26 protein-coding genes are annotated in these 26,987 nt (G+C 72.0%); 15 read left to right on the top strand and 11 right to left on the bottom strand.

What is annotated here, in order from left to right:
- Positions 1 to 29: 29 nt before the first annotated feature.
- A complete protein-coding gene (locus tag ACFYR3_RS07020) occupies positions 30 to 1,238 on the bottom strand; it encodes a pyridoxal phosphate-dependent aminotransferase (protein WP_389281864.1) in 1,209 nt (402 codons plus the stop codon).
- Between the two features lie 84 nt (positions 1,239 to 1,322).
- On the opposite strand from ACFYR3_RS07020, the gene ACFYR3_RS07015 reads away from it, so the two are divergent.
- Positions 1,323 to 1,961 carry a helix-turn-helix domain-containing protein gene (locus tag ACFYR3_RS07015; protein ID WP_355840177.1) on the top strand — a complete coding sequence of 213 codons (639 nt, stop codon included), beginning with the start codon at positions 1,323 to 1,325 and terminating at the stop codon, positions 1,959 to 1,961.
- 232 nt (positions 1,962 to 2,193) lie between these two features.
- Here the strand turns inward: ACFYR3_RS07015 and ACFYR3_RS07010 are convergent, their stop codons facing one another.
- Genes ACFYR3_RS07010 through ACFYR3_RS07000 form a run of 3 tightly spaced genes read right to left on the bottom strand, consistent with a single transcriptional unit; the run spans position 2,194 to position 5,855 of the window.
- Positions 2,194 to 3,027: a hypothetical protein gene (locus ACFYR3_RS07010; RefSeq protein ID WP_355840178.1), complete on the bottom strand. Its 834-nt coding sequence runs from the start codon at positions 3,025 to 3,027 to the stop codon at positions 2,194 to 2,196.
- On the bottom strand, positions 3,027 to 4,289 hold the full coding sequence (locus ACFYR3_RS07005) for a VWA domain-containing protein (protein ID WP_389281862.1): 1,263 nt from the start codon (positions 4,287 to 4,289) through the stop codon (positions 3,027 to 3,029). The genes ACFYR3_RS07010 and ACFYR3_RS07005 overlap by 1 nt, the downstream gene beginning before the upstream one ends.
- Before the next feature lie 54 nt (positions 4,290 to 4,343).
- Positions 4,344 to 5,855 carry an IucA/IucC family protein gene (locus ACFYR3_RS07000; RefSeq protein ID WP_389281860.1) on the bottom strand — a complete coding sequence of 504 codons (1,512 nt, stop codon included), beginning with the start codon at positions 5,853 to 5,855 and terminating at the stop codon, positions 4,344 to 4,346.
- A 92-nt stretch (positions 5,856 to 5,947) separates the two neighbouring features.
- Here ACFYR3_RS07000 and ACFYR3_RS06995 point away from each other — a divergent pair, with 92 nt between their 5' ends.
- The 3 genes from ACFYR3_RS06995 to ACFYR3_RS06985 all read left to right on the top strand — a co-directional run bounded on the left by ACFYR3_RS06995 (position 5,948) and on the right by ACFYR3_RS06985 (position 8,747).
- Entirely contained in the window at positions 5,948 to 7,477 is a 1,530-nt protein-coding gene (locus ACFYR3_RS06995) for an IucA/IucC family protein (protein WP_389281858.1), read from the top strand.
- Positions 7,478 to 7,539: 62 nt separating this feature from the next.
- The gene (locus ACFYR3_RS06990; RefSeq protein WP_389281856.1) at positions 7,540 to 8,454 is read left to right on the top strand and encodes a HipA family kinase; all 915 of its coding nucleotides are present in this window, start codon (positions 7,540 to 7,542) and stop codon (positions 8,452 to 8,454) included.
- Entirely contained in the window at positions 8,451 to 8,747 is a 297-nt protein-coding gene (locus tag ACFYR3_RS06985; RefSeq protein WP_355840183.1) for a SelT/SelW/SelH family protein, read from the top strand. Before ACFYR3_RS06990 ends, ACFYR3_RS06985 begins: the two co-directional genes overlap by 4 nt.
- A gap of 125 nt (positions 8,748 to 8,872) precedes the next feature.
- On the opposite strand, the gene aceB is transcribed toward ACFYR3_RS06985, so the two are convergent.
- A complete protein-coding gene (gene aceB / locus ACFYR3_RS06980; RefSeq protein ID WP_389281854.1) occupies positions 8,873 to 10,507 on the bottom strand; it encodes a malate synthase A in 1,635 nt (544 codons plus the stop codon).
- A 272-nt stretch (positions 10,508 to 10,779) separates the two neighbouring features.
- On the bottom strand, positions 10,780 to 11,379 hold the full coding sequence (locus tag ACFYR3_RS06975; RefSeq protein WP_355840185.1) for a nucleotidyltransferase family protein: 600 nt from the start codon (positions 11,377 to 11,379) through the stop codon (positions 10,780 to 10,782).
- Positions 11,380 to 11,601: 222 nt separating this feature from the next.
- Between ACFYR3_RS06975 and ACFYR3_RS06970 the strand changes: the two genes are divergently transcribed.
- Positions 11,602 to 11,925: a DUF5955 family protein gene (locus ACFYR3_RS06970; RefSeq protein WP_355840186.1), complete on the top strand. Its 324-nt coding sequence runs from the start codon at positions 11,602 to 11,604 to the stop codon at positions 11,923 to 11,925.
- A 241-nt stretch (positions 11,926 to 12,166) separates the two neighbouring features.
- Here the strand turns inward: ACFYR3_RS06970 and ACFYR3_RS06965 are convergent, their stop codons facing one another.
- Together ACFYR3_RS06965 and ACFYR3_RS06960 are read right to left on the bottom strand one after the other, a co-directional pair.
- Positions 12,167 to 12,799 carry a response regulator transcription factor gene (locus ACFYR3_RS06965; RefSeq protein ID WP_355840187.1) on the bottom strand — a complete coding sequence of 211 codons (633 nt, stop codon included), beginning with the start codon at positions 12,797 to 12,799 and terminating at the stop codon, positions 12,167 to 12,169.
- Positions 12,796 to 14,061, bottom strand: coding sequence for a sensor histidine kinase (locus ACFYR3_RS06960; RefSeq protein ID WP_389281851.1), 1,266 nt, complete (start codon positions 14,059 to 14,061; stop codon positions 12,796 to 12,798). The genes ACFYR3_RS06965 and ACFYR3_RS06960 overlap by 4 nt, the downstream gene beginning before the upstream one ends.
- Positions 14,062 to 14,285: 224 nt before the next feature.
- Here ACFYR3_RS06960 and ACFYR3_RS06955 point away from each other — a divergent pair, with 224 nt between their 5' ends.
- A complete protein-coding gene (locus ACFYR3_RS06955; RefSeq protein WP_355840189.1) occupies positions 14,286 to 15,323 on the top strand; it encodes an ABC transporter permease in 1,038 nt (345 codons plus the stop codon).
- A gap of 417 nt (positions 15,324 to 15,740) precedes the next feature.
- Positions 15,741 to 16,415: an ABC transporter ATP-binding protein gene (locus tag ACFYR3_RS06950; protein WP_355840190.1), complete on the top strand. Its 675-nt coding sequence runs from the start codon at positions 15,741 to 15,743 to the stop codon at positions 16,413 to 16,415.
- A gap of 58 nt (positions 16,416 to 16,473) precedes the next feature.
- Here the strand turns inward: ACFYR3_RS06950 and ACFYR3_RS06945 are convergent, their stop codons facing one another.
- The gene (locus ACFYR3_RS06945) at positions 16,474 to 17,280 is read right to left on the bottom strand and encodes an IclR family transcriptional regulator (protein WP_355840191.1); all 807 of its coding nucleotides are present in this window, start codon (positions 17,278 to 17,280) and stop codon (positions 16,474 to 16,476) included.
- Between the two features lie 294 nt (positions 17,281 to 17,574).
- Here ACFYR3_RS06945 and allB point away from each other — a divergent pair, with 294 nt between their 5' ends.
- Both allB and alc read left to right on the top strand, forming a co-directional pair.
- Entirely contained in the window at positions 17,575 to 18,915 is a 1,341-nt protein-coding gene (gene allB, locus ACFYR3_RS06940) for an allantoinase AllB (protein ID WP_355840192.1), read from the top strand.
- Between the two features lie 208 nt (positions 18,916 to 19,123).
- The gene (alc, locus tag ACFYR3_RS06935; RefSeq protein ID WP_355840193.1) at positions 19,124 to 20,272 is read left to right on the top strand and encodes an allantoicase; all 1,149 of its coding nucleotides are present in this window, start codon (positions 19,124 to 19,126) and stop codon (positions 20,270 to 20,272) included.
- A gap of 283 nt (positions 20,273 to 20,555) precedes the next feature.
- On the opposite strand, the gene ACFYR3_RS06930 is transcribed toward alc, so the two are convergent.
- On the bottom strand, positions 20,556 to 21,305 hold the full coding sequence (locus ACFYR3_RS06930) for an SDR family oxidoreductase (RefSeq protein ID WP_389281847.1): 750 nt from the start codon (positions 21,303 to 21,305) through the stop codon (positions 20,556 to 20,558).
- A 121-nt stretch (positions 21,306 to 21,426) separates the two neighbouring features.
- On the opposite strand from ACFYR3_RS06930, the gene ACFYR3_RS06925 reads away from it, so the two are divergent.
- The 3 genes from ACFYR3_RS06925 (at position 21,427) to ACFYR3_RS06915 (ending at position 23,753) form a co-directional block, all read left to right on the top strand.
- Positions 21,427 to 22,242, top strand: coding sequence for an AIM24 family protein (locus ACFYR3_RS06925; protein ID WP_389281845.1), 816 nt, complete (start codon positions 21,427 to 21,429; stop codon positions 22,240 to 22,242).
- 204 nt (positions 22,243 to 22,446) lie between these two features.
- Positions 22,447 to 23,055 (top strand): dihydrofolate reductase family protein, encoded by a 609-nt coding sequence (locus ACFYR3_RS06920; RefSeq protein ID WP_355840196.1) that lies wholly within the window; start codon positions 22,447 to 22,449, stop codon positions 23,053 to 23,055.
- Positions 23,056 to 23,360: 305 nt separating this feature from the next.
- Complete coding sequence (locus tag ACFYR3_RS06915; protein ID WP_356786379.1) at positions 23,361 to 23,753, top strand: ribonuclease domain-containing protein; 393 nt, start codon at positions 23,361 to 23,363, stop codon at positions 23,751 to 23,753.
- Positions 23,754 to 23,781: 28 nt separating this feature from the next.
- On the opposite strand, the gene ACFYR3_RS06910 is transcribed toward ACFYR3_RS06915, so the two are convergent.
- A complete protein-coding gene (locus ACFYR3_RS06910) occupies positions 23,782 to 23,988 on the bottom strand; it encodes a hypothetical protein (RefSeq protein WP_389281842.1) in 207 nt (68 codons plus the stop codon).
- 202 nt (positions 23,989 to 24,190) lie between these two features.
- Here ACFYR3_RS06910 and ACFYR3_RS06905 point away from each other — a divergent pair, with 202 nt between their 5' ends.
- From ACFYR3_RS06905 to ACFYR3_RS06895, 3 genes are all read left to right on the top strand, one after another.
- Positions 24,191 to 25,441, top strand: coding sequence for a histidine kinase (locus ACFYR3_RS06905; RefSeq protein WP_355840199.1), 1,251 nt, complete (start codon positions 24,191 to 24,193; stop codon positions 25,439 to 25,441).
- Positions 25,442 to 25,620: 179 nt separating this feature from the next.
- On the top strand, positions 25,621 to 26,292 hold the full coding sequence (locus ACFYR3_RS06900) for a response regulator (protein ID WP_389281839.1): 672 nt from the start codon (positions 25,621 to 25,623) through the stop codon (positions 26,290 to 26,292).
- A 97-nt stretch (positions 26,293 to 26,389) separates the two neighbouring features.
- On the top strand, positions 26,390 to 26,881 hold the full coding sequence (locus tag ACFYR3_RS06895; protein WP_355840201.1) for a hypothetical protein: 492 nt from the start codon (positions 26,390 to 26,392) through the stop codon (positions 26,879 to 26,881).
- Positions 26,882 to 26,987 lie beyond the last annotated feature (106 nt).

The following is a 26,987-nucleotide window of genomic DNA, read 5'->3' as shown; positions in this document are numbered from 1 at the left end:
GGCTCCTCCGACCGGCCCCACCCCGTCCGCTACTGCCGGTACCCGCTCAGGAACCGCCCGATCCGGCTGATCGCCGCGTCCAGGTCGTCGGCGTGCGGAAGGGTGAGAATGCGGAAGTGGTCGGGTCGCGGCCAGTTGAAACCGGTGCCCTGGACGACCTGGATCTTCTCGCGCAGCAGCAGGTCCAGGACGAACTTCTCGTCGTCGTGGATCGGGTGCACGGCGGGGTCGATGCGCGGGAACGCGTACAGCGCGCCCTTGGGTTTCACGCACGAGACGCCGGGGATCTCGTTGAGCTTCTCCCAGGCGCGGTCGCGCTGCTCGCGGAGCCGGCCGCCGGGCCCGGTCAGCTCGTGGATCGACTGGCGGCCGCCGAGCGCGGCCTGAATGGCGTACTGCGCCGGAGCGTTGGCGCACAACCGCATGGAGGCCAGCATCGTCAGCCCCTCCAGGTAGTTGCGCGCGTGCTGCTTGGGGCCCGTGACGACCAGCCAGCCGGAACGGAAACCGGCGACGCGGTACGTCTTGGACAGGCCGCAGAAGGTGAGGACCACCAGGTCGGGGGCGAGGGCCGCGGCCGAGTGGTGCACGGCGTCGTCGTAGAGGATCTGGTCGTAGATCTCGTCGGCGAACACCATCAGGCCGTGCCGGCGGGCGAGATCGAGGATGCCCTCGACGATCTCCTTCGGATAGACCGCGCCCGTCGGGTTGTTGGGGTTGATGATGACGACCGCTCGCGTCCGGTCGGTGATCTTCGCCGCCATGTCGTCCAGGTCCGGGTACCACTCGGACTGTTCGTCGCAGAGATAGTGCACGGCCTTGCCGCCGGCGAGCGTGGTGACGGCCGTCCAGAGCGGGAAGTCAGGGGCGGGGATGAGGACTTCGTCGCCGTCCTCGACCAGGGCCTGTACGGCCATGGAGACCAGCTCCGAGACGCCGTTGCCGAGGAAGACGTCGTCCACGCCGACGTCCAGGCCCCGGTCCTGGTAGCGCTGGGCGACGGCCCGGCGGGCGGACAGGACGCCGCGCGAGTCGGTGTAGCCGTGCGCCCGGGGCAGCATCCGGATCATGTCCTGGAGGATCTCCTCCGGCGCCTCGAAACCGAAGAGTGCCGGGTTCCCGGTGTTGAGGCGCAGCACGCTGTGGCCCGCCGCCTCCAGTGCGTCGGCATGCTCGATCACCGGGCCGCGGATCTCGTAACAGACCTGGCTGAGTTTGCTCGACTGCCGGAACTCCATGCGCTGCGCCCTCCGGTTGTGGTGTTGCTTGGTTTTACCAAGTAGGAGCTTGGAAAGTCCAACAAGATAGCTAGACTGCGTCGCATGTCACCGCGCCGAAGCTACGACCAGTACTGTTCCGCCGCCCGTGCCCTCGATGCCGTCGGGGACCGGTGGACCCTCCTGATCGTCCGTGAACTGCTCGGCGGGCCGCGCCGCTACACCGATCTGCACGCCGATCTGCCGGGCGTCAGCACCGACGTCCTCGCCTCCCGGCTCAAGGACATGGAGCGCGACGGCCTGGCCACGCGGCGCCGCCTGCCGCCTCCGGGTGCGGCCTATGTCTATGAACTCACCGTACGCGGGCAGGAGTTGCTGTCGGTCCTCCAGGCGCTCGGGGAGTGGGGCGCGGCCGCGCTGGGCGAGCGGCGGCCCACCGACGCCGTACGGGCGCACTGGTTCGCGCTGCCGCTGCTGCGGGGGCTGGAAGCCGCCGGGGCGGGCGAGGGGCTGGTCGAAGTGCACCTGGACGAGGGCCGGTTCCATGTGCGGCTGGGTGCCGCGGAAGGGCCGCTCTACGGGGACGGGCCCGCTCCGAAGGAGCCGGACGCCCGGCTGACGCTGGACACACGGACGTGCGAGGCCATGAACCGAGGGACTTTGACCCTGCTCGACGCGCTGCGCGAGCGGACCGTGGACGTGACGGGCGACGGACCCCTCGCCAAGGCACTCCGCGAGGTCTGAAGCCGTGGCGGGCACGGTGCACCGCCGGCCCGCCGGATGGACCTGACGGGCCGGCCGAGGGGCCTGACGGCCCGCTGGAGGGACTCGGCGGGCCGCCGGAGGAACCCGACGGGCCGCCGGACGGACCTGACGGGTCGGTGGAGGGGACCCGGGTGGCCGCCGGGACCGGCAGACGGAGGCCCGCCCCGCTCCCTGGCCGGGAGCGGGGCGGGCCTTGTCCACGGACTACGGGTCAGGCGCCCGGCGGAATCCGGGACGGGCGGCCGGAGCCGCGCGTCAGCGCGTATCCGCCGATGCCCGCGAGCGCCGCGAGGACGCCGCCGATCGCGGTCCACACCCAGCGGTCGGACCACCAGTCCGAGCCGTCGGGCCGGAGCGAGGACAGCACCGCCGTCTTGGAGTCGGAACTGTCGTCGGACTTCTCGGACGTCGTGGCGATGCCCGGGACCAACGGCTTGGCGAGCGAGCCGTCGACCGCCGCCGAACCGCCGATGTCCTTGGAGTCCACCCGGAGTTCCGTGCTCATCGGCAGACCCAGATCGGCCGCCCCGAGACCGGTGGCGGTGAGCCGGATGTAATACGTGCCCGGCAGCGGGTCGTTGGCCCAGGTCTCCGACCAGGCGCGGACGGTGCGCAGGGTGCAGGACAGCTCCACGGTGGACGCGTCCGTCGCCGCCGTCCGGGTCTGCGCCCCGTACTGGCAGGCCTGGCGGCGCCGCAGACCGTCGTACACGTCGATCTGCCAGGTCTCGGCGGAGGCGCGCTTTGACGCCTCGGGCAGCTTCACCGTCGCCTTCACGGTGGGCCGCTGCCCGGCGTCCGCGGGGAACTGCCAGTACAGGTAGTCACCCGCGGAGGCGCCGGCGGTGGCCTGCACGCCCTGCTCGATCTCGGTCGCCGTACGGAACGACGTACCGGCCTCGGTGGGCGCGGTGGCGTCACCCGACGGGCTCGCGGAAGGCGAGGCGTCGGCGACGGCCGGGGAAGCGGCCGCACCGAGCAGCGCGGGCGCCGCGGCGACCCCCGCGAGAAGGACGGCGGTGCTCAGCACACGTCGGATACGCATCAGTTGGTCCTCCAGACCGAGAACCGCCAGCGAGAGATCCAGCCCCACAGCACACCCGCGAGGAAGCCGATGAGCACCAGGGTGCCGAGCAGCCACCAGCCGCGCCCGAGGCCGAAGGAGGCCACGTCGCCCGCCTGGTCGGGGCCGCCGACGACGTCGACGGTCAGTTCCAGCGGCAGTCCGGGCGTGGTCTTCACGCCGGGCGCGGCCGAGAAGGAGTTGGACACCTGCAGACACACGACCTCGGCGGGCGCGTTGTCGTCGTCGCTCTCGGCCTTTGGGTAGCGCAGACCGGTCGAGACGACGTCGGTGCGGCCGTTCCCGGCCGCCTCGCCGCGCACGATCTCCCGGCCGTGCACGGTGACGGCACGCAGCAACACCCCGTAGTCGGGGTTGACCTGACGGTCGCCCGCGATGCTCACCGAGGCGCGCAGCTCCTTGCCGGGCGCGACCTCCACGCGGTACCAGCGGTGCTGGGCGAACTCCTCGCGGTCGGTGTAGATGCCCGACTTGACGGCGGGAGCGCCGGTGCACGAGTCGGTACCCTGCACAGCCACCGGCTTCACCACCGGATCGGCGGCGCGGACCACCAACTGGTTGACGCGGTCGCTGAGTTGCTCCTTGTGCTCCACCGAGGTGTACGTGCCACCGGTGGCCTCGGCGATGCAGCTCAGCTGCTTGCTCACCTTGACGTCGGGGACCAGCCCCAGGGTGTCGATGGTCAGGTCGATGCCCTTGGCCGCGATCTCGCGGGCCACCTGGCACGGGTCGAGCGGCTGGCAGGTGTCCTCGCCGTCGCTGATGAGCACGATGCGACGCGTGCCCTCACCGCCGTTGAGGTCGTCGGCAGCCTTGAGCAGGGCGGGGCCTATCGGGGTCCAGCCGGTCGGGTTGAGGGTCGCGACGGCGGTCTTGGCCTCGGTGCGGTCCAGGGTCCCCACCGGGTACAGCTGGGCCGTGTCCTTGCAGCCCGTCTTGCGGTCGTTCCCCGGATAGTTGGCGCCGAGGGTGCGGATGCCGAGCTGCACCTCCTGCGGGGTCGCGTCGAGCACTTCGTTGAACGCCTGCTTAGCCGCGGACATCCGCGACTCGCCGTCGATGTCCCGGGCACGCATCGAACCGCTGACGTCCAGCAGGAGTTCGACCTTGGGAGCGGTGGCCGTGGTTTCGTCGGCGACCGCTCCGGCCGGGAAGGCGATCCCGGCGGCCAGGGCGGCGAGCAGGGCGCAGACGCCCGCCGCCAGCCGTTGTCTTGTGATCATCGGCGGATCCTATTGATCAAAGGTGCCGCGCGTAAAAACGAGAGGTGTCCCGCGTCACGACGAGCCGGGTCCAACGAGCGGCTGCGGGAGCCGTGTCCACAGGTCACCGGGGGTCTCGGGGGACAGTCGCATCAAGGTCAGCGCTTTGGTGGGGAGCGGCTCGCCGAGGAGCCCGGGGAGGTCCGCGGTGCGCGGAAGATCCGGCGCGACCGTCTCAAGAGCCTCGCGGAGCACGGCCGTCGAGCCCGCCGTCGCGCCCAGCGCGCCGCCGACGAGGGAGCCGAAGAGCTTGCGGCGCAGCGCGGTCTCGTCGTCGGTCACGATGCGTCCGGACAACCGCGGGACCGGGATGCCGTGGCGGGCCAGCCGGGCCGGGCTCACCCGGATGTCGGCCAGGTCGCGGTAGACGAGCCGGACGGGGGAGCCCACGCGGTCGAGGACCACGAGCAGGTTCTGGCCGTGTGCCTCCAGGGCCACCCCGAGCTCCAGCAGCCGCAGCCCCACGGTGAGGACGAGTCGGGTGAACTCGGCCAGCCAGGAGGCCTTTTCGGGCAGCGCGGTCAGCGGAAGGGCGGCCACCGGGACACAGCGCTCGCCCGTACCCGCGTACCCGTCCGGCGATTCCCGTACCACCGCGGCGAGATCGGGGAAACCGGCGGTGGCCGCGCCGAGGGTGCGGGTGATGTGCAGCGGCACGTCCAGGCGTGCCGTCATCTTCTCCATGAAGGCCGAGACCGTGTCGGCCGTCTCCACCGAGTACACCGAGATGTCCCGCACCGACGAGGTCAGCCGCGCGCTCAGCGCCGTCTTCACGTGCGGCCCGTCCGGCACCGCGAGGGTGCGCAGGGACATCAACGGGCGGGCGGCGAAACCCTCCTGGACCGGCGCGTCCAGCACATGAGCGCTCTGCCAGGGATGCACGGGGATCAGCACGCGCTCCCCGTCCCGCAGCCACTTCGGCCACTCGCCCGTGACGAGCGTGTCGTCCACCGCCACCAGGCCCAGGTCCACCGACGGCCGGTGCTCCGGCCCGTACGCGAGCTGCTCGGCCACCGAGAACCCGGGCCGCGCACGGCAGTTGGGATGGTACGGATGCCCGTCGACGATCCGCTGCTCCCACACCCAGCTCGCCTCGGACGTTCCAGGGACGTCGTCGGACGCCCGGTCCGCCCGCGACAGCGCCAAGGAGGCCACGCTGTCGCCGAGTTCGGCCGCGAAGGCCCTGCCGTGCGGCACGTCGAGGGCCTCGACGAGCAGCTCCGGACGGTCGTACGCCCGCTCGCCGAGCCGCACTTCGGTGACGTACGCGGAAGTGGCGTACGGGTCGGGGTGCGGTCCGTGCAGCCGGCGGCCGTCGGTCAGGCGGACCGTGAGGCCGTCGCGGTCCGTGTCCCGGCGGGCGATCCACGGCAGCGGCTCGTACGCCAGCGCGCGCCACAGCCGGGTCAGCACCGCGGCCCGAGCGCCGGGCAGCGCCTCCGCGTACGGCGCCGACAGATCGGGGCGTACGACGCTCAGTTCCCCGGCGAACGCGGCCTCGGTGTCGGGCGTGGAGGGACGGTGCACAGGCGGGCTCCTTGGGTACGGGACTGCATCGTGATCGTCCGCCGCGGCAGACATACTGATCACCAGTGCACCGTATGGATCGAATGAACCGGATGGATCGCGTGGACTTCAAGCCGACCGTGTTCCCCCAGCTGACCCGGGGCGACATGGACGAGGCCGCCGACGCGTACGCCGCCGCGCCGTTGCTCAATTGTCTCCTTCGCGAACTGGCGGAGCCCACCGGGGAACCGGGCGTCCACCGGTTGCGCGCGAGCGGCCGGCTGCTGCGCGTGCGCGGGACGCGGCGCCCCTTCGGGCCCGAGGCGTACGCCGACGGGGCCTGGCACCGGCTCACCCACTCGGAACTGGTCGCACTCGCCGTCGAGGAGCTGCGCCGGTTCACCGGCGTGGCCAACACAGGGCTGCCCGCGGAGATGACCGACAGCCGGGACGTGGTCGCGGCCCTCCTCCGGGCCCGCGCCCGCACGACGCCGCCCGAGGACCCGTACCTGCGCTCCGAACAGTCCCTGATCATGGGGCACCCGTACCACCCGGCGCCCAAGACCCGCGGCGGCGGCCCGGCCACCGGCTGGCTGCCGTACGCCCCCGAGGCGTACACCCGCTTCCCGCTGGAGCTGCTCGCCGTGCGCGAGGACGCGGTCGTCGAGGCGGGCGACACGACGGCGCTCGACACGCTGGGCCAGGCCCCGCCGGGCTACCGGCTGCTGCCCGCCCACCCGTGGCAACTCCACCTGACCGGCGCCCTCCCGGCGATCCGGGACGCCTTCGCGGACGGCCGGCTCGTACGCCTCGGACCCACCGCCCGCCCGCTCTGGCCGACGGCCGCCGTCCGCACGCTCTACGCCCCCGAGGGCGACCTGTTCGTCAAGTTCAGCCTCGATGTCCGCATCACCAACGACATCCGCCGGCTCTGGAAGCACGACCTGCTCAAGATGCGCGCGACCGACGCGGCGACCGCCGCCGCCTTCGCCGCACGGCCGGGGCCCGCCGCCTGGCTGAGCGACCGCGGCTACCGCACCGCCGACTTCGCCTTCGAGGAACTCGCCGTCCTGGTCCGTGACGGACTGCGCGACCACCTCGTCCCCGGCGCGACCCCGCTGCTCGCCGCCGCCCTCGTGGAGGGCTTCGACGGCAGCCCGCTCGACAGGCTCACCGACCCCGCCGCCTGGTGGGCCGCGTACCTGCGCCAGGTGGTGCCCCCGGTGCTGGAGGCGTTCGCCCGCCACGGAGTCGTCGTCGAGGCGCATCTGCAGAACACGCTGGTGGCCGTGGACGCAGCCGGCATGCCCGTCCAGGCCCTGTTCCGGGACGCGGAAGGCGTGAAACTGCTGCCGGGGGTGACCCGCGCGGCCGGCTGGGAACGGCTCGTGTACACCCTGATCGTCAACCATCTCATCGAGCTGGCGGCCCTCCTCGCCGAACGGTTCCCGGGCGCGGACCCCTGGCCCGCGGTACGAGAGGAACTCCACCGCTACGGCACGGACCACGACCTCCCCGAGATCGCCGCGCTGCTCTCCTCGCCCACCCTCCCGGGCAAGACCAATCTGCTGCTCCGCTGGACGGACGCGGACGGCGCCGACGCGCGCTATGTGCCGTTGCCGAACCCACTGGCCGGCTCCTGACGCCCGCTGACCGGAACCTGACGCCCGGGGGCCGGGCGACCGGCTGTCCTACAGTGTGAGGTGTGCTCCGCGACGTGACCGCTGTTCGATACGTGACCCCGCTGACGGCGGGCGGCTCCGTGCCCGGGGTCGTCGAGGCCGACGACCTGGGGACCTACGTCGTGAAGTTCACGGGTGCCGCGCAGGGCCACAAGGCGCTGGTCGCCGAGATCATCGTCGGTGAGCTGGCCCGCGCCCTCGGGCTGCGGTTCCCCGAGCTGGTCCTCGTCCACTTCGATCCGGCCGTCGGCGGGCACGAGCCCCACCAGGAGGTCCAGGACCTGCTGCGGGCCAGCGCCGGGCTCAACCTCGGCATGGACTATCTGCCGGGCGCGAAGGACTTCACCCCGGAGATCGCGAGGACCTTCCCCGTCGACCCGCTGGAGGCGGGCCGGGTGATCTGGCTGGACGCCCTCACGGTCAATGTGGACCGCACGGTGCACAGCTCGAACCTGATGATCTGGCCCACCTTCGGCATCGCGCCGCCGCGGCTCTGGCTGATCGACCACGGCGCCGCCCTCGTCTTCCACCACCGCTGGGACGCCTCGTCGCCGGAGAAGGCGTACGATTTCCGGCGCCACGCGCTCGGCGGCCATCACCCGGACACCCGCGCGGCCGACGCCGAGCTCGCGCCCCGGGTGACCGAGGAACTGCTGCGCGCGACCTTGGCCGAGGTGCCCGACGCCTGGCTCACGGACGAACCCGGTTTCGCGAGCCCCGACGCGGTCCGCGAGGCGTACGTCGGCTATCTCCTCGCGCGGGTCGGGGCCTCCGCGGCCTGGCTCCCCACGGACTTCCCGACCCGCGAGCAGCTCGCCGCCGAGGACGCCGAGCGCGCGGAACGGACCCAGAGGGGGCGGCCGGACTGGCTCAAGACGGTCCCGGACCTGCACGGCAAACCGGCGGCTGAACAGGATTGGTCGGTGCATCTCGGATGACGGACGTCCAGCGGGTCCAGATCGAGTACTGCACCCAGTGCCGCTGGCTGCCCCGCGCGGCCTGGCTGGCCCAGGAACTGCTCACCACCTTCGAGGCGGAGCTCGACGAGCTGTCGCTGAAGCCCGGCACCGGCGGCGTGTTCGTCGTCCGGGTCAACGACGAGGTGATCTGGGACCGCCGCGAGCAGGGGTTCCCCGAGCCCACGGCGGTCAAGCGCCTGGTACGCGACCGAGTGGCCCCGGAGAGATCCCTGGGCCACTCGGACAGAAACGCGGACGAACCGGCGAACTGAGACCGGACGGATGGACCGGACCGGCGAGCCGAGGCCGGACGGATGGACCGGACCGGCGAGCCGAGGCCGGACGGACGGACCTGACCGGAGCACGAGACCGGGGCTGCCGACCGACCGCCGCCGGGTCAGCCGGCCAGTTGCTCGTACGCGGGCAGCGTCAGGAAGTCCGCGTAGTCCTCGTCCAGCGCGACCGTCAGGAGCAGGTCGTGCGCCTGCTGCCAGCGGCCGGCCGCGAAGGCCTCCTCGCCGATCTCGGCGCGGATGTCCGCGAGTTCCCGCGCGGCGATCTCACGGGTCAGCTCCGGGGTGACCGCCACGGTCCGGCCGTCGTGCTCGAAGACGACACCGGCGTTGATCCACTGCCAGATCTGCGAGCGCGAGATCTCGGCGGTGGCGGCGTCCTCCATGAGGTTGAAGATGGCGACCGCGCCGAGCCCGCGCAGCCAGGCCTCGATGTAACGGATGCCGACCTGCACGGCGTTGACCAGACCGTCGTACGTCGGCCGGGCGTCGAGCGAGTCCACGGCGATGAGGTCGCCGGGCGCGACCGACACGTCCTCGCGCAGCCGGTCCTTCTGGTTCGGCCGCTCGCCGAGGACGGCGTCGAAGGAGGCCATCGCGATCGGGACGAGGTCGGGGTGGGCCACCCACGAGCCGTCGAAGCCGTCGCCCGCCTCACGGTCCTTGTCGGCCTTGACCTTCTCGAAGGCGACCTTGTTGACCTCTTCGTCGCGCCGCGAGGGGATGAACGCGGCCATGCCGCCGATCGCGTGAGCGCAACGCTTGTGGCAGGTGCGGACGAGGAGTTCGGTGTACGCGCGCATGAACGGGGCCGTCATCGTCACCGCGTTGCGGTCCGGCAGGACGAACTTGGTACCGCCGTCACGGAAGTTCTTGACGATGGAGAAGAGGTAGTCCCAGCGACCCGCGTTCAACCCGGAGGCGTGGTCGCGGAGTTCGTAGAGGATCTCGTCCATCTCGTACGCGGCCGTGATCGTCTCGATCAGGACGGTCGCGCGGACCGTGCCCTGCGGGATGCCGACGTAGTCCTGCGCGAAGACGAACACGTCGTTCCACAGGCGGGCTTCGAGGTGGGACTCCGTCTTCGGCAGGTAGAAGTACGGGCCCTTGCCGAGGTCGAGGAGCCGCTGGGCGTTGTGGAAGAAGTACAGGCCGAAGTCGACCAGCGCGCCGGGCACGGGCGTGCCGTCGGCGGCGACGAGGTGACGCTCGTGCAGATGCCAGCCGCGCGGCCGCATCACGACCGTCGCGAGCTCGTCGTCCGGTCCGAGGGCGTACGACTTGCCGGAGCCCGGGTCGGTGAAGTCGATGCTGCGGGTGTACGCGTCGATCAGGTTCAGCTGACCGAGGACCACGTTCTCCCAGGTGGGCGCCGAGGCGTCCTCGAAGTCCGCGAGCCACACCCGGGCGCCGGAGTTGAGGGCGTTGATCGTCATCTTGCGGTCGGTGGGGCCGGTGATCTCGACACGGCGATCGTTCAGCGCGGCCGGAGCGGGGGCCACCCTCCAGGAGTCGTCCGCGCGGATCGCGGCGGTCTCCGGGAGGAAATCGAGCGTGGAGGTGCGGGCGATCTCGGCGCGGCGCTCCGCGCGGCGGGCGAGGAGCTCGTCACGCCGGGGCGTGAACAGCCGGTGCAGTTCGGCCACGAAGGCGAGGGCCGAGTCGGTGAGGACCTCCTCCTGCCGGGGCAGGGGCTCGGCGTCGACGATGGCCAGCGGGGACGGCGCTGGTGCGGACATGGGCTGTCACTTCCTTCAGCGAGCTATGTGCGGGCGAGCTGCATACGGGCGAACTGCGGGCGGGCTGCACAGGGCCATGCGAGCCAACCACGTGCGGCGTCACCGCGCCTGGCACCCGGTGCCGTGGCACGCGGGGACGGCGCAGGGCGCCCTCGACCCGACGGGGGCACTTCTGAGCAGTGGATACTAATTTCCTCATGGTGGAAGTTCAATGGTTTGTTGATGTCGAGATTCTCCGGGTCGACAGAAGGTGGCGCTCGGTGCCACCCCGCTCACTCAAGGTGGACCAGGTCGGCCTCCGTGTCGATGTCGTAGGCCCGCGCCACATCCCCGCACTCCACGAGGGTGATCGCGTCCTCGTGGGCCTTCAGATAGGCGCGCGCCCCCCGGTCGCCGGTGGCGGTCGCCGCGATCCCGGCCCAGTGACCGGCCCCGAAGAGCACCGGATGGCCGCGTTCCCCGTCGTAGGCCGCCGCGGCGAGCGTCAGCGGGGAGGCGTACGCGGCGAGCACCCGGGCGACCGCTTCCCGGCCGATTCCCGGCTGGTCGACCAGCGACACCAGCGCGGCCCGTGCCCCCGAGTCGGCCAGCGAGTCGAGCCCCGCCCGCAGCGAGGAGCCCATGCCCTCCTCCCATCGCGGGTTGTCCACGAGGACGCACCCGGCCAGCGACGCCTGATCCCGTACGGCATCCGCACCCGCGCCGAGGACGACATGGACGCGGGTGCAGCCGCCGGCGCGCAACACCCCGACCGCATGTTCGACGAGTGGCCGTCCTCGGTGGGGCAGGAGTGCCTTGGGGCGACCCCCGAGACGCCGTCCGCCTCCGGCCGCCAGCAACAGCCCCGCCACCTCGTCCTTGTTCACCGTCATCTCCCCTGCATACCCGACCCGGCCGGAGCACGCCCCGGAACCCGGGCCGTCAACCCCGATGTCCCCGGGCTGAATTTCGGTCCGGGCGGTGGCGCCCGGCGCACCGGGTGGCGTTTACTGGCCCGCGTCCCCCGGCGCCCGACCACCGCCACGGGGAGCTCGGGCCGACTTGAGGCCGCCGTAAGAGGGACCGACGCAGAACGGCGCGCGAGGGGGAGAGCTGTGTTGCGGAGCTTGGGGCAGAGGTCAGTGACCGGCAGCGACGAGGATCCGAGGGTGGCGGAGTTACGCACCGCCGTCTCCCGGCTGCGCCGTGAACTCGCCGCGCATCCGGCCGAGTTCCCCGACCGTGGCATCGCCGAGGACGAGCTCGCGGCGCTCGCCGCGATGGCCGCCGGAGGCATCCCGGAGATCCCCCGGCTGCGCCGCTCGCTCCTCCTGGTCGCGGGCGCGATCGGCTCGGTGAGCGCCCTCGCGACCCGCCTCGCGGACGTCCGCGACGCGGTCGAACTCTTCGGAGAACCCCCGCGTCGAACCCTGCGGTAGTCGCCTCGGGAACTTCGCGTCGAACCCTGCGGTAGTCGCCTCGGGAACTTCGCGTCGAACCCTGCGGTAATCGCGTCGGAGAACACCGTGCCGAACCGGGCGGTGACCGCGCCGAACCGGTGACCGTGAGAACCCGGCGGTGACCGTGCCGAACCGGGCGGTGACCGCGCCGAACCGGTGACCGTGAGAACCCGGCGGTGACCGTGCCGAACCCTCCCGTCCTGTCCACGCCCGGCCCGGCTCAGCCCCGTCTGCGGATGACTCCCCGCTCGGTGGCAGCCGCCACCGCCGAGGTGCGGGAGTCCACGCCCAACTTCGCGTAGATGTGCACCAGATGGGACTTCACGGTCGCCTGGCTCAGGAACAGCTTCTTGCTGATCTGCAGGTTCGAGAGACCGTCCTTGACCAGTTCGAGGACTTCCAGCTCGCGACGGCTGAGGGCGGCGGCGGGAGTGCGCATCCGGTCCATGAGGCGATCGGCGACCTTCGGGGCGAGCGCCGAGTGACCCGAGGCGGCGGTGCGCACGGCGGCGGAGAGCTCCTCGGGAGGGGCGTCCTTGAGGAGGTAGCCGGAGGCGCCCGCCTCGACCGCGGCGAGGATGTCCGCGTCGGTGTCGTACGTGGTGAGGACGAGGACCCGGGGCGCGCCGGGGCGTGCCGTGATGGCCGCCGTGGCCTCCGCTCCGTGCATCCCGGGGCCGAACTGGAGGTCCATGAGGACGACGTCCACACCGCCCGCCCCGGCGCGCTCCACCGCGGCCTCTGCCGTCGGCGTCTCCGCGACGATCTCGAACTCCGGCTCCGCGGACAGTACGGCGCGCAGTCCGGCGCGGACGACGGGATGGTCGTCCGCGAGCAGCAGGCGGATGGTCACGTCCGGCTCCCTGCGGCCTGCGGCAGGGGAAGCCGTTCGGCGTCCAGGGACACCGTCTCCGGTGGCTCCCCTGTGACGGGCAGCGGCAGCGTGACCGCCACCGCCGTGCCCTGTCCGGGCGCCGACTCGACGGTGAACGTCCCGCCCAGCGACTCCGCCCGCGAGCGCATCGCGGGAAGACCGAAGCCCCCGTCCGCCTGGTCCGCTTCCGTACGGTCCCCGTCCGGCCGCACGCCGCCGGGGGCGAAGCCGACACCGTCGTCGACCACGTCCAGGGCGACCGAGGTGTCCATGAAGCTGAGCGTGATCTCCGCGCGGTCGGCGCGCGCGTGGCGCAGCGTGTTGCCGAGCGCCGACTGGGCGATCCGCAGCAGCGCCACCTCGTACGGGGTCGGAAGCTCGGCCGGCCGGCCGCTCACCGAGAAGCGGATCTTCGGCGTGTCCACGGCGGCCGACCGGCACAGCCGTTCCAGCGCGGCGGCCAGCGAGCCGTGTTCCAGGTCGGGAGGGGTGAGGGCGCGGACGAAGCGGCGGGCCTCGGCGAGGTTGTCCTGGGCGGTGGCGCGGGCCTGCTCCAGATGCGGGGCGGCCGGGGAGTCCGCGGGCAGCAGACGCTGGGCGGCGCGCAGCAGGAGCTGGATGCTGGAGAGGCCCTGGGCGAGCGTGTCGTGGATCTCGCGGGCGAGCCGCTCCCGTTCGGCGAGCGTGCCCGCGGCGCGCTCGGCCTCGGCCAGCTCGGCGCGGGCGGCGATGAGCTCCTCGATCAGCTCGCGGCGGCGCTCACTCTCCCGGTACAGCGCCTCGTACCCGAGGACCGTGGCGACAGCGACCGCCGCCCCGAGCAGCGGGCCGATGAACGCGCCGGGTGTGAGTGGCGCGCCGTGCGCCACGAAGCTCGCGATGGCCGCTCCGGCGGTCAGGGCGACCGCGGGCAGGCTCCAGCGCACCGGCAGCAGGTGCAGCTGCAGGAAGTAGAGCGGGAACGCCACCCAGACTCCGTCCGGTGAGAGCGTGACCAGCACCAGCCAGCTCGCGCTCAGGGCGGCCACCCATACCGCCGCCGCACGCCGTGAGCGGTGCACCGCCGGGCCGACGGCGCCCGCCACGAGCACCGCGCCGGTGACGAGGACCGACAGGACGACCGCCGTCGGGTGCCCGCTGTCCCCGGCACGGAGGGCGGCCAGCAGGAGAAGCCCCGCGAGCAGGACGTACAGGCACAGGCGCAGGGTGGCGACGACGGGGGAGTGGCGGCGGACATTCATGGTCGTTCCAGGGTAGGCGGGTCGGGGCCGGCCCCGGTCAACCGAAAGGTTGAAAGCGGGCCGCCTCCTTTGTCGGCGCGGCCTCCCTCGCGCGTCCGGGGGACCTTCGTTCCTCCGGTTCCGGCCGGTCCGTCTCCCGGTGACGCGCGCGCCCCTCTTTCGGCGCGGGTGAACCATGCCGTGGCGCGATGCCCCGGACGCGGTCCGGGCAGCAGGGTTGAGGCATGTTCGTCGCATGGAGAGATCTACGGTTCGCCAAGGGGCGGTTCACCCTCATGGGAGCCGTGGTCGTACTGATCACCCTGCTCGTGGGGCTGCTGTCCGGGCTCACCGCCGGGCTCGCCGAGGAGAACACCTCGGCCGTCACCGGGCTGCCCGCCGACCACCTCGCCTTCGCCGCGCCACCCGCGGGGCAGTCGGTGTCCTTCACCGGCTCGGAGGTGCCCGCTCGTGCGCGGGGAACCTGGGCCGACAGGCCGGGCGTCACCTCGGCCGAGCCCGTCGGCATCCGCACCCTGAACGCGGCCGCCGGGAACCGTACGGCCGCGGTGTCCACCTTCGCCGTGCGGCCGGGCTCCGGGATCGCCCCGGCCGGGGTCGCCCCGGGCCGTGTCGTGCTCTCCGAGAAGGCCGCCGCCGCGCTCGATGTGAAGCCCGGGGACCGGGTGCGGCTCGGCGGCACCGGGCTGACCGTCGCGGCCGTGGCGGGCCATGCCTCGTACAGCCACACCCCTGTCGTGTGGACCGACCTCTCCGGTCCGGCGACCGTGCTCGCGCTGCGGACCGGCGGTGCCGACCTGCCGGCGGCCGACCGTGCGGCCGGGACGAAGACCCTCACCAGGGACGACGCCCTCACCGCCATCGGCTCCTACCGGGCCGAGAACGGCTCCCTCCAGCTCATGCGCGGATTCCTCTTCGTCATCTCGGCGCTCGTCATAGGGGCGTTCTTCACGGTCTGGACGATCCAGCGGTCGCCCGACATCGCCGTCCTGAAGGCGCTGGGCGCCTCCACGCCGTACCTGCTGCGGGACGCGCTCGGACAGGCGGTGCTCATGCTCGCCGTCGGGACGCTGCTCGGTACCGGGCTCGCCGCCGGAGCCGGCGTACTCGTGCGGGGCGGCGACGTGCCGTTCGTGCTGGACGGGCCGACCGTGCTCGGACCCGCCGCCGTGATGATCGCCCTCGGGGCGCTCGGCGCGGGCCTGTCCATCCGGCGGATCACCACCGTCGACCCGCTCACCGCGCTGGGAAGCGCCCGATGAAGGCGCCGGGAGTACCAGATGAGGGTGCCCGGGGAGTGCCCGATGAAGGGTGCCGGGGGTGCCCTGTGACTGGTGTCAGGGATTGCCGGATGAAGGCGCCGGGGGTGCCCGATGAGGGGTGGCAGGGGTGCCCGATGGCGGGTGCCGGGGATTGCCGCATGAAGGCGCCGGGGGTGCCCGATGGCGGATGCCAGGGATTACCCGATGAAGGCGCCGGGAGTGCCCGATGAGCCGATGAAGGTGCCGGGAGTGCCCGATGAGGGCACCAAGGAGTGCCCGATGAGGGCACCAAGGAGTGCCCGATGAGGGCACCAAGGAGTGCCCGATGAGGGCACCAAGGAGTGCCCGGTGAGGGCGCCAAGGAGTGGCCCGCGAGGGTGCACCGAAGTGCCGGACCGACCCACGAGAGAGTGCCGCATGAGCCTGTTCCTTGACGACATCACCCTTACCTACCCGGACGGCGACGGCCGTCTGACCGCCCTGGACGGTGTCGGCCTCCTGGTGCCGGCCGGGACCATGACGGCCGTCGTCGGCCCCTCCGGATCCGGCAAGTCCAGCCTCCTCGCGGTCGCGGCCACCCTGGTCACCCCGGACCGCGGGCGCGTTCTCGTCGGCGGTACGGAGACGGGGACGCTGACCTCCGCCGAGCGGGCCGCGTTGCGGCGGCGCGAGATCGGGATCGTGTTCCAGCAGCCGAACCTGCTGCCCTCGCTGACCGCGCTGGAGCAGCTCCAGGTGATGGGTCACCTGGACGGACGCCGCCAAGTGGCGGACCGGTCAAGGGAGTTGCTCGCCGCAGTTGGACTCGGCGACCTGGCGCACCGGCGCCCCCACCAGCTCTCCGGCGGTCAGCGGCAGCGGGTGAACATCGCTCGCGCTTTGGTCAACGAGCCGTCGGTGCTCCTGGTCGACGAGCCGACCAGCGCCCTCGACCACGAACGCGGCACGGCGGTGCTCGACCTGCTGGTCCGGCTCACCCGTGAACGCGCCACGGCGACCGTCCTCGTGACACACGACCGCGCCCACCTCGGCGAGGCGGACGCGGTGCGGGAGATGACGGACGGGCGCCTGGAGGCACCCGTCGGAGCCTAGGGGCCGGACTGGGACGACGCCGGGGCGGGTGAGCGCGCGCCGTGGGGCGGGGCTCAGGTCAGTTGGCGCCCGGACCCGAACTGGCCAGGGCCTCCGACAGCTCGGCCGCGACCTGCTGGAGCACCGGCACGATCTTCTCGGTGGCGGCCTCGGTGACCCGGCCGGCCGGACCGGAGATCGAGATCGCGGCGGCGGTCGGGGAGTCGGGCACGGAGACGGCCAGGCAGCGGACGCCGATCTCCTGCTCGTTGTCGTCGACCGCGTAGCCGGTCCTGCGCACCTCTTCGAGCGCGGCGAGGAAGCCGTCCGGCGTGATGATCGTCTTCTCCGTCGCGGCCGGCATCCCGGTACGGGAGAGCAGCGCGCGCACCTCGTCGTCCGGGGTGTGGGCCAGCAGCGCCTTGCCGACGCCGGTGGAGTGCGGCAGCACCCGGCGGCCCACCTCGGTGAACATGCGCATGGAGTGCTTGGACGGCACCTGGGCGACGTAGACGATCTCGTCCCCGTCGAGCAGCGCCATGTTCGCGGTCTCCCCGGTCTCCTCGACCAGGCGCGCCAGGTAGGGGCGGGCCCAGGTGCCGAGCAGCCGGGAGGCGGACTCGCCGAGGCGGATCAGACGGGGACCGAGCGCGTACCTGCGGTTGGTCTGCTGGCGTACGTATCCGCAGGCCACCAGGGTGCGCATCAGCCGGTGAATGGTGGGCAGCGGCAACCCGCTGCTCGCGGAGAGCTCGCTCAGGCCGACCTCGCCCCCGGCGTCCGCCATGCGCTCCAGCAGATCGAAGGCGCGCTCGAGGGACTGGACGCCGCCACTGGGAGCGGATGATTTGGCGGCGTCGGTGGTGCTGGCGCTGGACGACGGCACGACGGCGGTCCTTTCGGGCGGGCGGGCAGGAACGCAGCCTACCCGGCAGTCGATCGACTGCCGGGTTGTGCATCACTACATTCTGCCTGCCGGAAGTCGGATCTCGTCTTGTGGAAACCTCCAGAGTCGGGCAGGTCGGGGGCGCGAGTGGGGCGGATCGAGGGAGCCTGGAGCGGTGAACCCTTGACGGAGAGAGGGTCGGAGTGAAGACTTCTTCAACAGAAAGTTGAATTCCGTTACGCGGAAGTAAACCGGCGATGGCGGGAGTCAACGGCTGCGGAGAGAGGGGTCCGGGTGTCCGATGTCGAACTGGTGCTGCGCTCGACGCGCGTCATCACTCCCGAAGGGACGCGCGCCGCTTCGGTCGCGGTCGCCGCGGGGAAGATCACGGCCGTGCTCCCGTACGACGCCGAGGTACCGTCCGGTGCCCGGTTCGAGGACTTCGGCGACGACGTCCTGCTGCCCGGCCTCGTCGACACCCACGTCCATGTGAACGACCCCGGCCGCACCGAGTGGGAGGGCTTCTGGACCGCGACGCGCGCCGCGGCCGCCGGCGGCATCACCACCCTGATCGACATGCCGCTCAACTCGCTCCCGCCGACGACGACCGTCGGCAACCTCCGTACGAAGAAGGAGGTCGCCCGCTCCAAGGCACACATCGACGTCGGATTCTGGGGCGGCGCGCTGCCCGACAACGTCAAGGACCTGCGCCCCCTGTACGACGCCGGCGTCTTCGGGTTCAAGGCGTTCCTGTCGCCCTCCGGGGTCGACGAGTTCCCCGAACTCGACCAGGAACAGCTCGCCCGGTCCCTCGCCGAGATCGCCGGCTTCGGCGGCCTGCTGATCGTGCACGCCGAGGACCCGCACCACCTGGCCGACGCCCCGCAGAAGGGCGGCCGCAAGTACGCCGACTTCCTCGCCTCGCGGCCCCGCGACGCCGAGGACACCGCCATCGCGAATCTCGTCGCGCAGGCCAAGCGCCTCGACGCGCGGGTACACGTACTGCACCTGTCGTCGAGCGACGCGCTCCCGCTGATCGCCGCCGCGAAGGCCGACGGCGTCCGGCTCACCGTGGAGACCTGCCCGCACTACCTCACCCTGACCGCCGAGGAAGTCCCCGACGGGGCCAGCGAGTTCAAGTGCTGCCCGCCCATCCGCGAGGCCGCCAACCAGGACCTGCTGTGGCAGGCGCTGGCCGACGGCACGATCGACTGCGTGGTCACCGACCACTCGCCGTCGACCGCCGACCTCAAGACGGACGACTTCGCGACCGCGTGGGGTGGTATCTCCGGCCTTCAACTGAGCCTGTCCGCCGTCTGGACAGAGGCCCGCAGGCGCGGCCACGGCCTGGAGGACGTGGTCCGCTGGATGTCCTCCCGTACGGCCGAACTGGTCGGCCTCGGCGACCGCAAGGGAGCCATCGAGGCAGGCCGCGACGCCGACTTCGCGGTGCTCGCCCCCGACGAGACCTTCACCGTCGACCCCGCCGCGCTCCAGCACCGCAACCGGGTGACGGCCTACGCGGGCAGGACCCTCAGCGGCGTCGTGAAGTCGACCTGGCTGCGCGGCGAACGCATCGTGTCCGAGGGCCGGTTCGCCGAGCCCGCCGGACACCTCCTCACCCGCCACCCGTAAGCCCACCACCGTCTCCCGCCACCGATCCGCACAAATCTGATCCGCGCAACGCTGGTCCGCCTAACTGATCCCCGCGCCCCATCCGCATCACGGATCCCCGCACCCCATCCGCATCACCGATCCGTACACCGACCGCCGCACCGCACTCCGGCACCCGCACCGCATCCGCACCCGCAACGGCCGACCCCCGAAAGGCAGATCGATCATCGTGACGGCGCAGCGCCCACCCGTTCCGGCCACCTTCACCGGAGACGCGAACCCCTATGGAGGAGGCGACCCGTACGCGGACTACCGCACCGCCGACTTCCCCTTCACCCGGTACGTCAACCTCGCCGACCGGCAGCTCGGTGCCGGGGTCGTCGCCGCCAACGACGAGTTCTTCGCCGAGCGCGAGAACCTCCTCGTGGCCGGGGCAGCCGCGTTCGACCCCGAGCACTTCGGCCACAAGGGCAAGATCATGGACGGCTGGGAGACCCGACGGCGCCGCGGCGCCTCGGCCGAGCACCCGTGGCCGACCGCCGAGGACCACGACTGGGCCCTGGTACGGCTCGGGGCCCCCGGTGTGATCCGCGGGATCGTCGTCGACACGGCCCACTTCCGCGGCAACTATCCCCAGGCGGTGTCGGTCGAGGGCGCGTCGGTGCCCGGTTCGCCCTCTCCCGAGGAACTTCTCGCGGACGACGTGAAGTGGACGGCCCTCGTACCGCGCACGCCGGTCGGCGGTCACGCGGCCAACGGATTCGCCGTCTCCGCCGAACAGCGCTTCACGCACGTCCGCGTCAACCAGCACCCCGACGGGGGCATCGCGCGACTGCGTGTGTACGGCGAGGTCGTGCCCGACCCGCGCTGGCTGTCAGCCCTCGGCACCTTCGACGTGGTCGCCCTGGAGAACGGCGGACAGGTCGAGGACGCCTCCAACCTCTTCTACTCACCCGCCGACAACACCATCCAGCCGGGCCGCTCCCGCAAGATGGACGACGGCTGGGAGACCCGCCGGCGCCGCGACAACGGCAACGACTGGATCCGCTACCGGCTCGTCGCCCAGTCCGAGATCCGCGCCATCGAGATCGACACGGCGTACCTGAAGGGCAACAGCGCCGGATGGGCCTCGGTGTCGGTGAGGAACGGCGGCGAAGGCGGCGAAGGTGACGCGGGCGAGTGGACGGAGATCCTGCCCCGAACCCGCCTCCAGCCCGACACCAACCACCGCTTCACCCTCACGGCGCCCGTCGTCGGCACCCACGCGCGCGTGGACATCTTCCCGGACGGCGGCATCTCCCGCCTGCGCCTCTTCGGCTCCCTGACGGACGAGGGCGCGTCCCGCCTGACGGCACGCCACCAGGAACTGGGCGGCTGACCCTTCCGGAGCCCCCATCCGGAGCCGTGAGGCCTGCGGCTCCGGCTCCGGCTCCGGCTCTGGTCCTGGTCCTGGTCCTGGTCCTGGGCCCTCTGGTCCCGCGCTCCGGCGGTCCCGCAGTCCCGCGGTCTTGCGGAATGCGCTCCAGCGGTCTTGTGGGTCGTGCGGTCTCCTGGGGGCGCGCCGTTGCCGGTGCGCCCCCACGGGCCGTGGTCCGGCTTGTGCCGGGTACCACCCGTGTCCTGGTGCTCCGGGTGTTGGGTGCGGGGCGTGACGTGCCGCGCTACGCCGCGTGGCCTCCGTCCACCGCGAACTCCGCCCCCGTCACATACCCCGCCTCGCTTCCCGCCAGATACGCGACCATCGAGGCGACCTCGTCGGCGGCGCCGAAGCGGCCGAGGGCGGTCATCGCGGTCTGGTCCGGTGCGTACGGACCGTCCGCCGGATTCATGTCCGTGTCGATGGGGCCGGGATGGACGATGTTGGCGGTGATCCCCCGGCCGCCCAGTTCCCGGGCCAGTGCCTTGGTGAGGCCGATCAGCGCGGACTTGCTCATGGCGTAGAGCGTCCCCCCGGGGCCGGGTACCCGCTGTGTCATGCAGCTGCCGATCGTGATGATCCGCCCTCCCGCGCCGAGGTGCGGCGCGGCCGACCGGGAGGCCAGAAAGACCCCCCGGACATTGACGGCGAGCACCCGGTCGACCTCCGCCGGGGACAGTGAGTCCAACGGCCCCAGAACGCCCACCCCCACGTTGTTGACGAGTACATCGAGCCTCCCGAACTCCGCGACGACCCGGTCCACCACTCCACCGGCCTCCGCCGCCTCCGAGGAGTCCGCGCACAGGGCGATCCCCCTGCGTCCGATCGCCTCGATGCCCCGTACGACGCCCTCCGCGGCCTCCTTGCCACCCACATAGGTGATGGCCGCATCCGCACCCTCCCGGGCGAGGCGCAGCGCCGTCGCGGCCCCGATGCCCCGGCTGCCGCCGGTCACGAGGGCCACCTTGCCGTTCATGGTTCCCTGAGAAGTCATGCGTCCATCCCAGCGGCCCCGCGTGGCAGGCGCTGGCGGCGAACGGACGCCGAATTCGCCCGGCGCCGCGCCTCACCCGACGGGCTGGAACTCTTTGCTCCGTCTCCCGCGTTCTTTCGGCGTGACTCTTCAGCAAGAAATCGTCGGCAACGCCATGCGGATGGCGGTCGTCAACCTGAGCCTCGGCCAGACCGTGTACTGCGAAGCGGGAAAGTTCCTGTTCAAGACGACCAACGTGACCATGGAGACGCGGCTCTCCGGGCCGTCGGGCGGCGGTGGCGGAGGTCAGCAGGGCGCAGGCGGTGGCATGGGCGGCATGCTGCGCCAGGCCGTGGGCACCGCCATGCAGGCCGGCCAGCGCGCCCTCGCGGGCGAGTCGCTGGCGTTCCAGTACTTCACGTCGACGGGCGGTGAGGGCACCGTCGGTTTCGCGGGCGTGCTGCCCGGTGAGATGCGCGCCCTGGAGCTCGACGGCACGCGCGCGTGGTTCGCCGAGAAGGACGCCTTCGTGGCCGCGGAATCGACCGTGCAGTTCGGCATCGCCTTCCAGGGCGGCCGGACCGGGCGCAGCGGCGGCGAGGGATTCGTCCTGGAGAAGTTCACCGGGCACGGCACGGTGATCATCGCGGGCGCGGGCAATTTCATCGACCTGAACCCGGCCGACTTCGGCGGCCGCATCGAGGTCGACACGGGCTGTGTCGTCGCCTTCGAGGAGGGCATTCAATACGGCGTCCAGCGCATCGGAGGCCTCAACCGGCAGGGGCTGATGAACGCGGTCTTCGGCGGCGAGGGCCTGTCGCTGGCCACCCTGGAGGGCAACGGACGGGTGATCCTTCAGTCCCTCACCATCGAGAGCCTCGCCAACGCCCTGAGAAAGGCCCAGGGCGGCGACAAGCAGGGCCCGACGGGCGGGCTCTTCTCGACCGACGCGGGGTGAACCGTCGGCCGATCGAAGCGGGGTGACTCGTCGGCCGACGCGGGGCGAGTCCTCGACCGGCCCAGGGTGAGCCGGTCGCGGGACCGCTGACGGATGCCGGGTGACCGATGCCCGGTGACTCCGCCGCGGGACCGATGAGTTGCGGGCGCCGGTGGAGTCTGCCCTGATGACAGCAGACCCCACTGCAAGGAAGCAGGCACCGTCATGGGCAAGCTCACCCTCACCGCTTTCGTCACTCTCGACGGAGTCCACCAGGCGCCGGGCGGTCCGGAGGAGGACCCGAGCGGCGGCTTCGACCACGGCGGCTGGAGCGTCCCCTACGGCGACGAGGACTTCGGGCGCTTCGTCACCGACGGCTTCTCCCGGGTGGACGCCTTTCTGCTGGGCAGGCGCACGTACGAGATCTTCGCGGGCTACTGGCCGAAGATCACCGACCCGGCCAACCTGATCGCCTCCAAGCTGAACTCGCTGCCGAAGTACGTCCCCTCCTCGACTCTCACGGAGCCCGCCTGGGAGGGCACGACCGTGATCACCGGTGAGCTCGACAAGGAGGTCAACGCCCTCAAGGAGCGCACCGAGGGCGAGCTGCAGGTCCACGGCAGCGCCGCGCTCGCCCAGTCCCTGTTCGCGCTCGACCTGATCGACACCCTGCACCTGATGACCTTCCCCGTCGTGCTCGGCGCGGGCCGCCGCCTCTTCGCCGAGGGCGCCGTCCCCACCGCGTTCCGGCACGCCGGCGGTACGACCACCGGCGCGGGTGTCGCCATCCACACGTACGAGCGCGCGGGCCGCCCCACGTACGGCAGCTACTAGGCGTATCGCCCGCCGCCCGCCGCCCGCCGCCCGCCGCCCGCCGCCCGCCGCCCGCCGCCCGCTGCCCGCCGCCCGCCGCCCGCACCGCCCCGGCACCGAGCCGCTGTGGGGCCCTTCGACAGGGATCGCGCTCGGCGGTGGGCGTCTCGTGCGACGCGCCTGGTGGGTGGTGTCGCGGTACTTGTGGGGGCCGGGTGAGGGCGCCACGCGACAAGTTAACTCCCGGAAAATTCATGGGACTTGGCGGGAGAAATCGGTTTCCTTGACATTGACATGTCATGGTCTACGCGCGTCATTCTAGTTCCATGAGATTCCCCCCACGAACCACCCGCATCGGCGCCCTCGTGGCCCTCATGTCCGCCCTGCTCGTCGGCGGCACCGCCGTGGCTCCCGCCAACGCGGCGGCTACCGCCGTCGGCGGCATCTGTTACAGCGCGCTGCCGTCCCAGGCGTACGACACGCTCGACCTGATCGACTCGGGCGGCCCCTTCCCGTACTCGCAGGACGGGGTGGTCTTCCAGAACAGGGAGGGCGTCCTGCCCTCCCAGTCCACCGGGTACTACCACGAGTACACGGTCATCACGCCGGGCTCCTCGACGCGTGGTGCCCGTCGCATCGTGACCGGCAAGAAGACCCTGGAGGACTACTACACCTCGGACCACTACGTCACGTTCAAACTGATCAACTTCGGTTGCTGATCCCGGCCGCCGGAAGTCCGGTCCGTGTCTACTCGGACTTCCGGCTCTCCGCGGCCGCGAACAGCGCGAACGCCAGTACGAGAAGCGCGGCGCTCGCGTAGATCTCGTAACCGTCGAGGAAACCGAGCCGCCGCACGAGTCCCCACCCGTGCGGTCGGCCGGTGATCTCCTGGACCAGACCGAGGACGTCCTGAACGAGGGCGACAAGACCGAGCACCTCCAGCAGTCGCTTCATGGGACGACCCTCGCCCCGCGGACCCCCCGAGTACATCGGCCGCGGGGCGAGGAATGTCCGACCGAAGTCGCCGGGCGTCGGGCCTCGGCCGCACGAAAGTCTGAAGCGGCCCGACTTTGGTCGATGACGGGGCTCGAGGGGAGGTGTCGGCGGGTTCGGCTGCGTAGATTTGTCGACCGTGAGTGGTGACAATCCGGCGCCCGTGCCGCGTGACGTTGCAGCGCCGACCCTGTCCGGCCGGCGCTGGCTGCTGCCGTCCGCCGTGGCTGCGGAACTCGACCCCGACGCCGAGCGCGCGGGGCCCTCCGGGCGGCCACGGCGCACCGTGCGCGACTGGGTCGTCGACTTCGGCTGCTTCCTGCTGGCCGTCGCCATCGGCCTCGCTGCCGCGAACACCGTGACCGACGACCCGAACATCCCGCACGGCTACGCCGTCGCCGACCAGTTGATCGGCGCGCTCGCCTGCGCGGCGGTCTGGCTGCGCCGGCGGTGGCCGCTGGGGCTCGCCGTCGCCATGATCCCGGTCGGGCTGGTCTCGAACACGGCGGGCGGTGCGGGTCTGGTCGCCCTCTTCACCCTCGCCGTGCACCGGCCCTTCCGATACGTCGCCTGTGTCGCCGGCGTCCAGCTCGCGCTGCTCCCGGCGTTCTTCTGGCTGCGCCCCGACCCCGACCTGCCGTACCTCGCGGCCCTCGCCGTCACCGCGCTGCTCACCTCCGCGGTGGTCGGCTGGGGCATGTTCGTACGGTCCAAGCGCCAGCTCATGCTGAGTCTGCGGGACCGCGCGCGGCGGGCCGAGACCGAGGCGGCGCTGCGGGCCGAGCAGGCGCAGCGGCTCGCCCGTGAGGCGATCGCGCGCGAGATGCACGACGTGCTCGCGCACCGGCTCACGCTGCTGAGCGTGCACGCGGGAGCGCTGGAGTTCCGGCCCGACGCTCCCCGGGAGGAGGTCGCCCGGGCCGCGGGGGTCATCCGGGAGAGCGCGCACGAGGCCTTGCAGGATCTGCGCGAGATCATCGGGGTGCTGCGGGCCGGCGACTCCGACGACGCGGGTCGGCCGCAGCCGACGCTCGCGGCGCTCGACGGGCTGGTCTCCGAGTCGCGCTCGGCCGGTGCGAAGGTCGTCCTCGACAACCGTGTCGCCGACCCGGCCGACCTGCCCGCGTCCGTCGGCCGCACCGCGTACCGCATCGCCCAGGAGGGGTTGACGAACGCCCGCAAGCACGCGCCGGGAGCGGAGGTCACGGTGACGGTCCGGGGGGCCGCCGGACACGGCCTGACCGTGACCGTCGCCAATCCCGCGCCGCCCGGTCCCGTGCCGAGGGTTCCGGGGTCCGGGCAGGGGCTGATCGGGCTGACGGAGCGGGCGACCCTGGCGGGAGGGCGGCTCGAGCACGGGGCGGTAGGGGGTGGCGGGTTCCGGGTTCGGGCGTGGTTGCCGTGGGGCGGGTGAGAGTTCGAGTGCCGAGTGCCGTTTCCGGGTGCGGGTGCGGGTTCGTTCACGGGCGATATCGCGGGCGGTGTTCAGCCCCTCCGTGGTTCGAGGAGCGGGGTCCGGGACGCAGCCCCGGGGTGGGTCCGGTACGGGCGGCGGGGGCGATGAACCGCCGGGGAACTGGTTAGGTGGGGCTCATGACTGCGATTCGGCTGCTGCTCGTCGACGACGATCCCTTGGTGCGAGCCGGGCGGGCTCTCATGATGGGCGGCGCCGAGGATGTCGAGATCGTCGGTGAGGCCGCCGACGGCAGTGAGGTGGAGGAAGTCGTCGACCGCACCCGTCCTGACGTCGTCCTGATGGACATCAGGATGCCGGGTGTCGACGGGCTCACCGCCACCGAGCGGCTGCGTGGACGCAAGGAGGCGCCCCAGGTCGTGGTCCTGACGACGTTTCACGCCGACGAGCAGGTGCTGCGCGCGTTGCGTGCGGGCGCGGCCGGATTCGTCCTCAAGGACACACCGCCCGCGGAGATCCTGGCGGCGGTACGCCGGGTCGCGGCCGGAGACCCGGTGCTGTCGCCCACCGTCACCCGCCAGTTGATGGAGCACGCCGCGGGTTCCGCGCTCGACACCCGCAGGTCCGGCGCCCGTTCGCGGATGGCCGTCCTGAACGAGCGTGAGCGCGAGGTCGCCGTCGCGGTCGGCCGGGGCAGTTCGAACGCGGAGATCGCCGCCGAACTGTTCATGAGCGTCGCCACGGTCAAGACCCACGTCTCCCGCATCCTCGCCAAGCTCGACCTCAACAACCGTGTGCAGATCGCCTTGTTGACGTACGACGCCGGAATGCTGGAGGGGGACGGGCGCTGACCGGGGCCGCGGCCGGCTGCCCGGCATGATGATGCGAGGAGTGCGCCGAATGCCGGTGCGCCGGCGAGCGGCCCGTGCCGCGTGAGGAGTGTCGACCGTGCTGCGTACGGCGGAGATCACCGCGGAGCTGACCGGCCCGGAGAAGTCCCACCAGCTCTACTGGCGCTCCCAGTTGGAGTTCAGCCTCGACTGCTTCATCTGCGAACGGACCGGGCGGACGACGGTGTTCGAGCGCGGGGCCGAGCAGGCACTGTGCTCCGGCAGTCGCAGCGGATTCAAGCGCCACCACACCGCCGCCAGGATCGCGGGGTTCGACACGACGAGCGGCCGGGAGCGGCTGGCGGTCCGGGCTCTGGTCGACTTCTGGTGGGCGCCCTTCAGCGACACCCGGGACGGCCGGAAGGCCGCCGCGCCGACCAGCCACCCCTGGGTGCGGCTGCACCTCGCCTATCACTGCCCGGAGGCGAAGGAGTCGGGCACCGGCAGCATCCAGACCAACCTGGTCCGGCCGTACCGCCTGACGTGCAAGCACTGCGACCGGCTGCTCGGCGTCGACACGGAAACCCCGGCCGTGCGGCTCCTCGGATGAGGGACGGAACGGCCGGGGGCTCGTGATTCGGCCGACGGTTGCATGCGACTGCCGGCCGTCTTGTTCCGGGCCCGCCCCGCGGCAATTCCCGGGCCCGCCCCGCGGC

It is taken from the genome of Streptomyces sp. NPDC005784 (assembly GCF_042871525.1).
In the GTDB taxonomy this organism is placed as follows: Bacteria; Actinomycetota; Actinomycetes; order Streptomycetales; family Streptomycetaceae; genus Streptomyces.
The sequence above is the reverse complement of the archived record's forward strand: the minus strand, read 5'-3'. Positions and strand labels throughout refer to the sequence as shown.

What these genes read in the sequence shown, in the direction of transcription:
- ACFYR3_RS06950 (WP_355840190.1), top strand. Translation starts at nt 15,741, where the DNA reads ATGAGCCTGTTCCTTGACGACATCACCCTTACCTACCCGGACGGCGAC.
- ACFYR3_RS06920 (WP_355840196.1), top strand. Translation starts at nt 22,447, where the DNA reads ATGGGCAAGCTCACCCTCACCGCTTTCGTCACTCTCGACGGAGTCCAC.
- ACFYR3_RS07020 (WP_389281864.1), bottom strand. Translation starts at nt 1,238, where the DNA reads ATGGAGTTCCGGCAGTCGAGCAAACTCAGCCAGGTCTGTTACGAGATC.
- ACFYR3_RS06995 (WP_389281858.1), top strand. Translation starts at nt 5,948, where the DNA reads ATGGATCGCGTGGACTTCAAGCCGACCGTGTTCCCCCAGCTGACCCGG.
- ACFYR3_RS06975 (WP_355840185.1), bottom strand. Translation starts at nt 11,379, where the DNA reads ATGACGGTGAACAAGGACGAGGTGGCGGGGCTGTTGCTGGCGGCCGGA.
- ACFYR3_RS06915 (WP_356786379.1), top strand. Translation starts at nt 23,361, where the DNA reads ATGAGATTCCCCCCACGAACCACCCGCATCGGCGCCCTCGTGGCCCTC.
- ACFYR3_RS07010 (WP_355840178.1), bottom strand. Translation starts at nt 3,027, where the DNA reads ATGCGTATCCGACGTGTGCTGAGCACCGCCGTCCTTCTCGCGGGGGTC.
- ACFYR3_RS06910 (WP_389281842.1), bottom strand. Translation starts at nt 23,988, where the DNA reads ATGAAGCGACTGCTGGAGGTGCTCGGTCTTGTCGCCCTCGTTCAGGAC.
- ACFYR3_RS07005 (WP_389281862.1), bottom strand. Translation starts at nt 4,289, where the DNA reads ATGATCACAAGACAACGGCTGGCGGCGGGCGTCTGCGCCCTGCTCGCC.
- ACFYR3_RS07015 (WP_355840177.1), top strand. Translation starts at nt 1,323, where the DNA reads ATGTCACCGCGCCGAAGCTACGACCAGTACTGTTCCGCCGCCCGTGCC.
- ACFYR3_RS06955 (WP_355840189.1), top strand. Translation starts at nt 14,286, where the DNA reads ATGTTCGTCGCATGGAGAGATCTACGGTTCGCCAAGGGGCGGTTCACC.
- ACFYR3_RS06985 (WP_355840183.1), top strand. Translation starts at nt 8,451, where the DNA reads ATGACGGACGTCCAGCGGGTCCAGATCGAGTACTGCACCCAGTGCCGC.
- aceB (WP_389281854.1), bottom strand. Translation starts at nt 10,507, where the DNA reads ATGTCCGCACCAGCGCCGTCCCCGCTGGCCATCGTCGACGCCGAGCCC.
- ACFYR3_RS06900 (WP_389281839.1), top strand. Translation starts at nt 25,621, where the DNA reads ATGACTGCGATTCGGCTGCTGCTCGTCGACGACGATCCCTTGGTGCGA.
- ACFYR3_RS06960 (WP_389281851.1), bottom strand. Translation starts at nt 14,061, where the DNA reads ATGAATGTCCGCCGCCACTCCCCCGTCGTCGCCACCCTGCGCCTGTGC.
- ACFYR3_RS06930 (WP_389281847.1), bottom strand. Translation starts at nt 21,305, where the DNA reads ATGACTTCTCAGGGAACCATGAACGGCAAGGTGGCCCTCGTGACCGGC.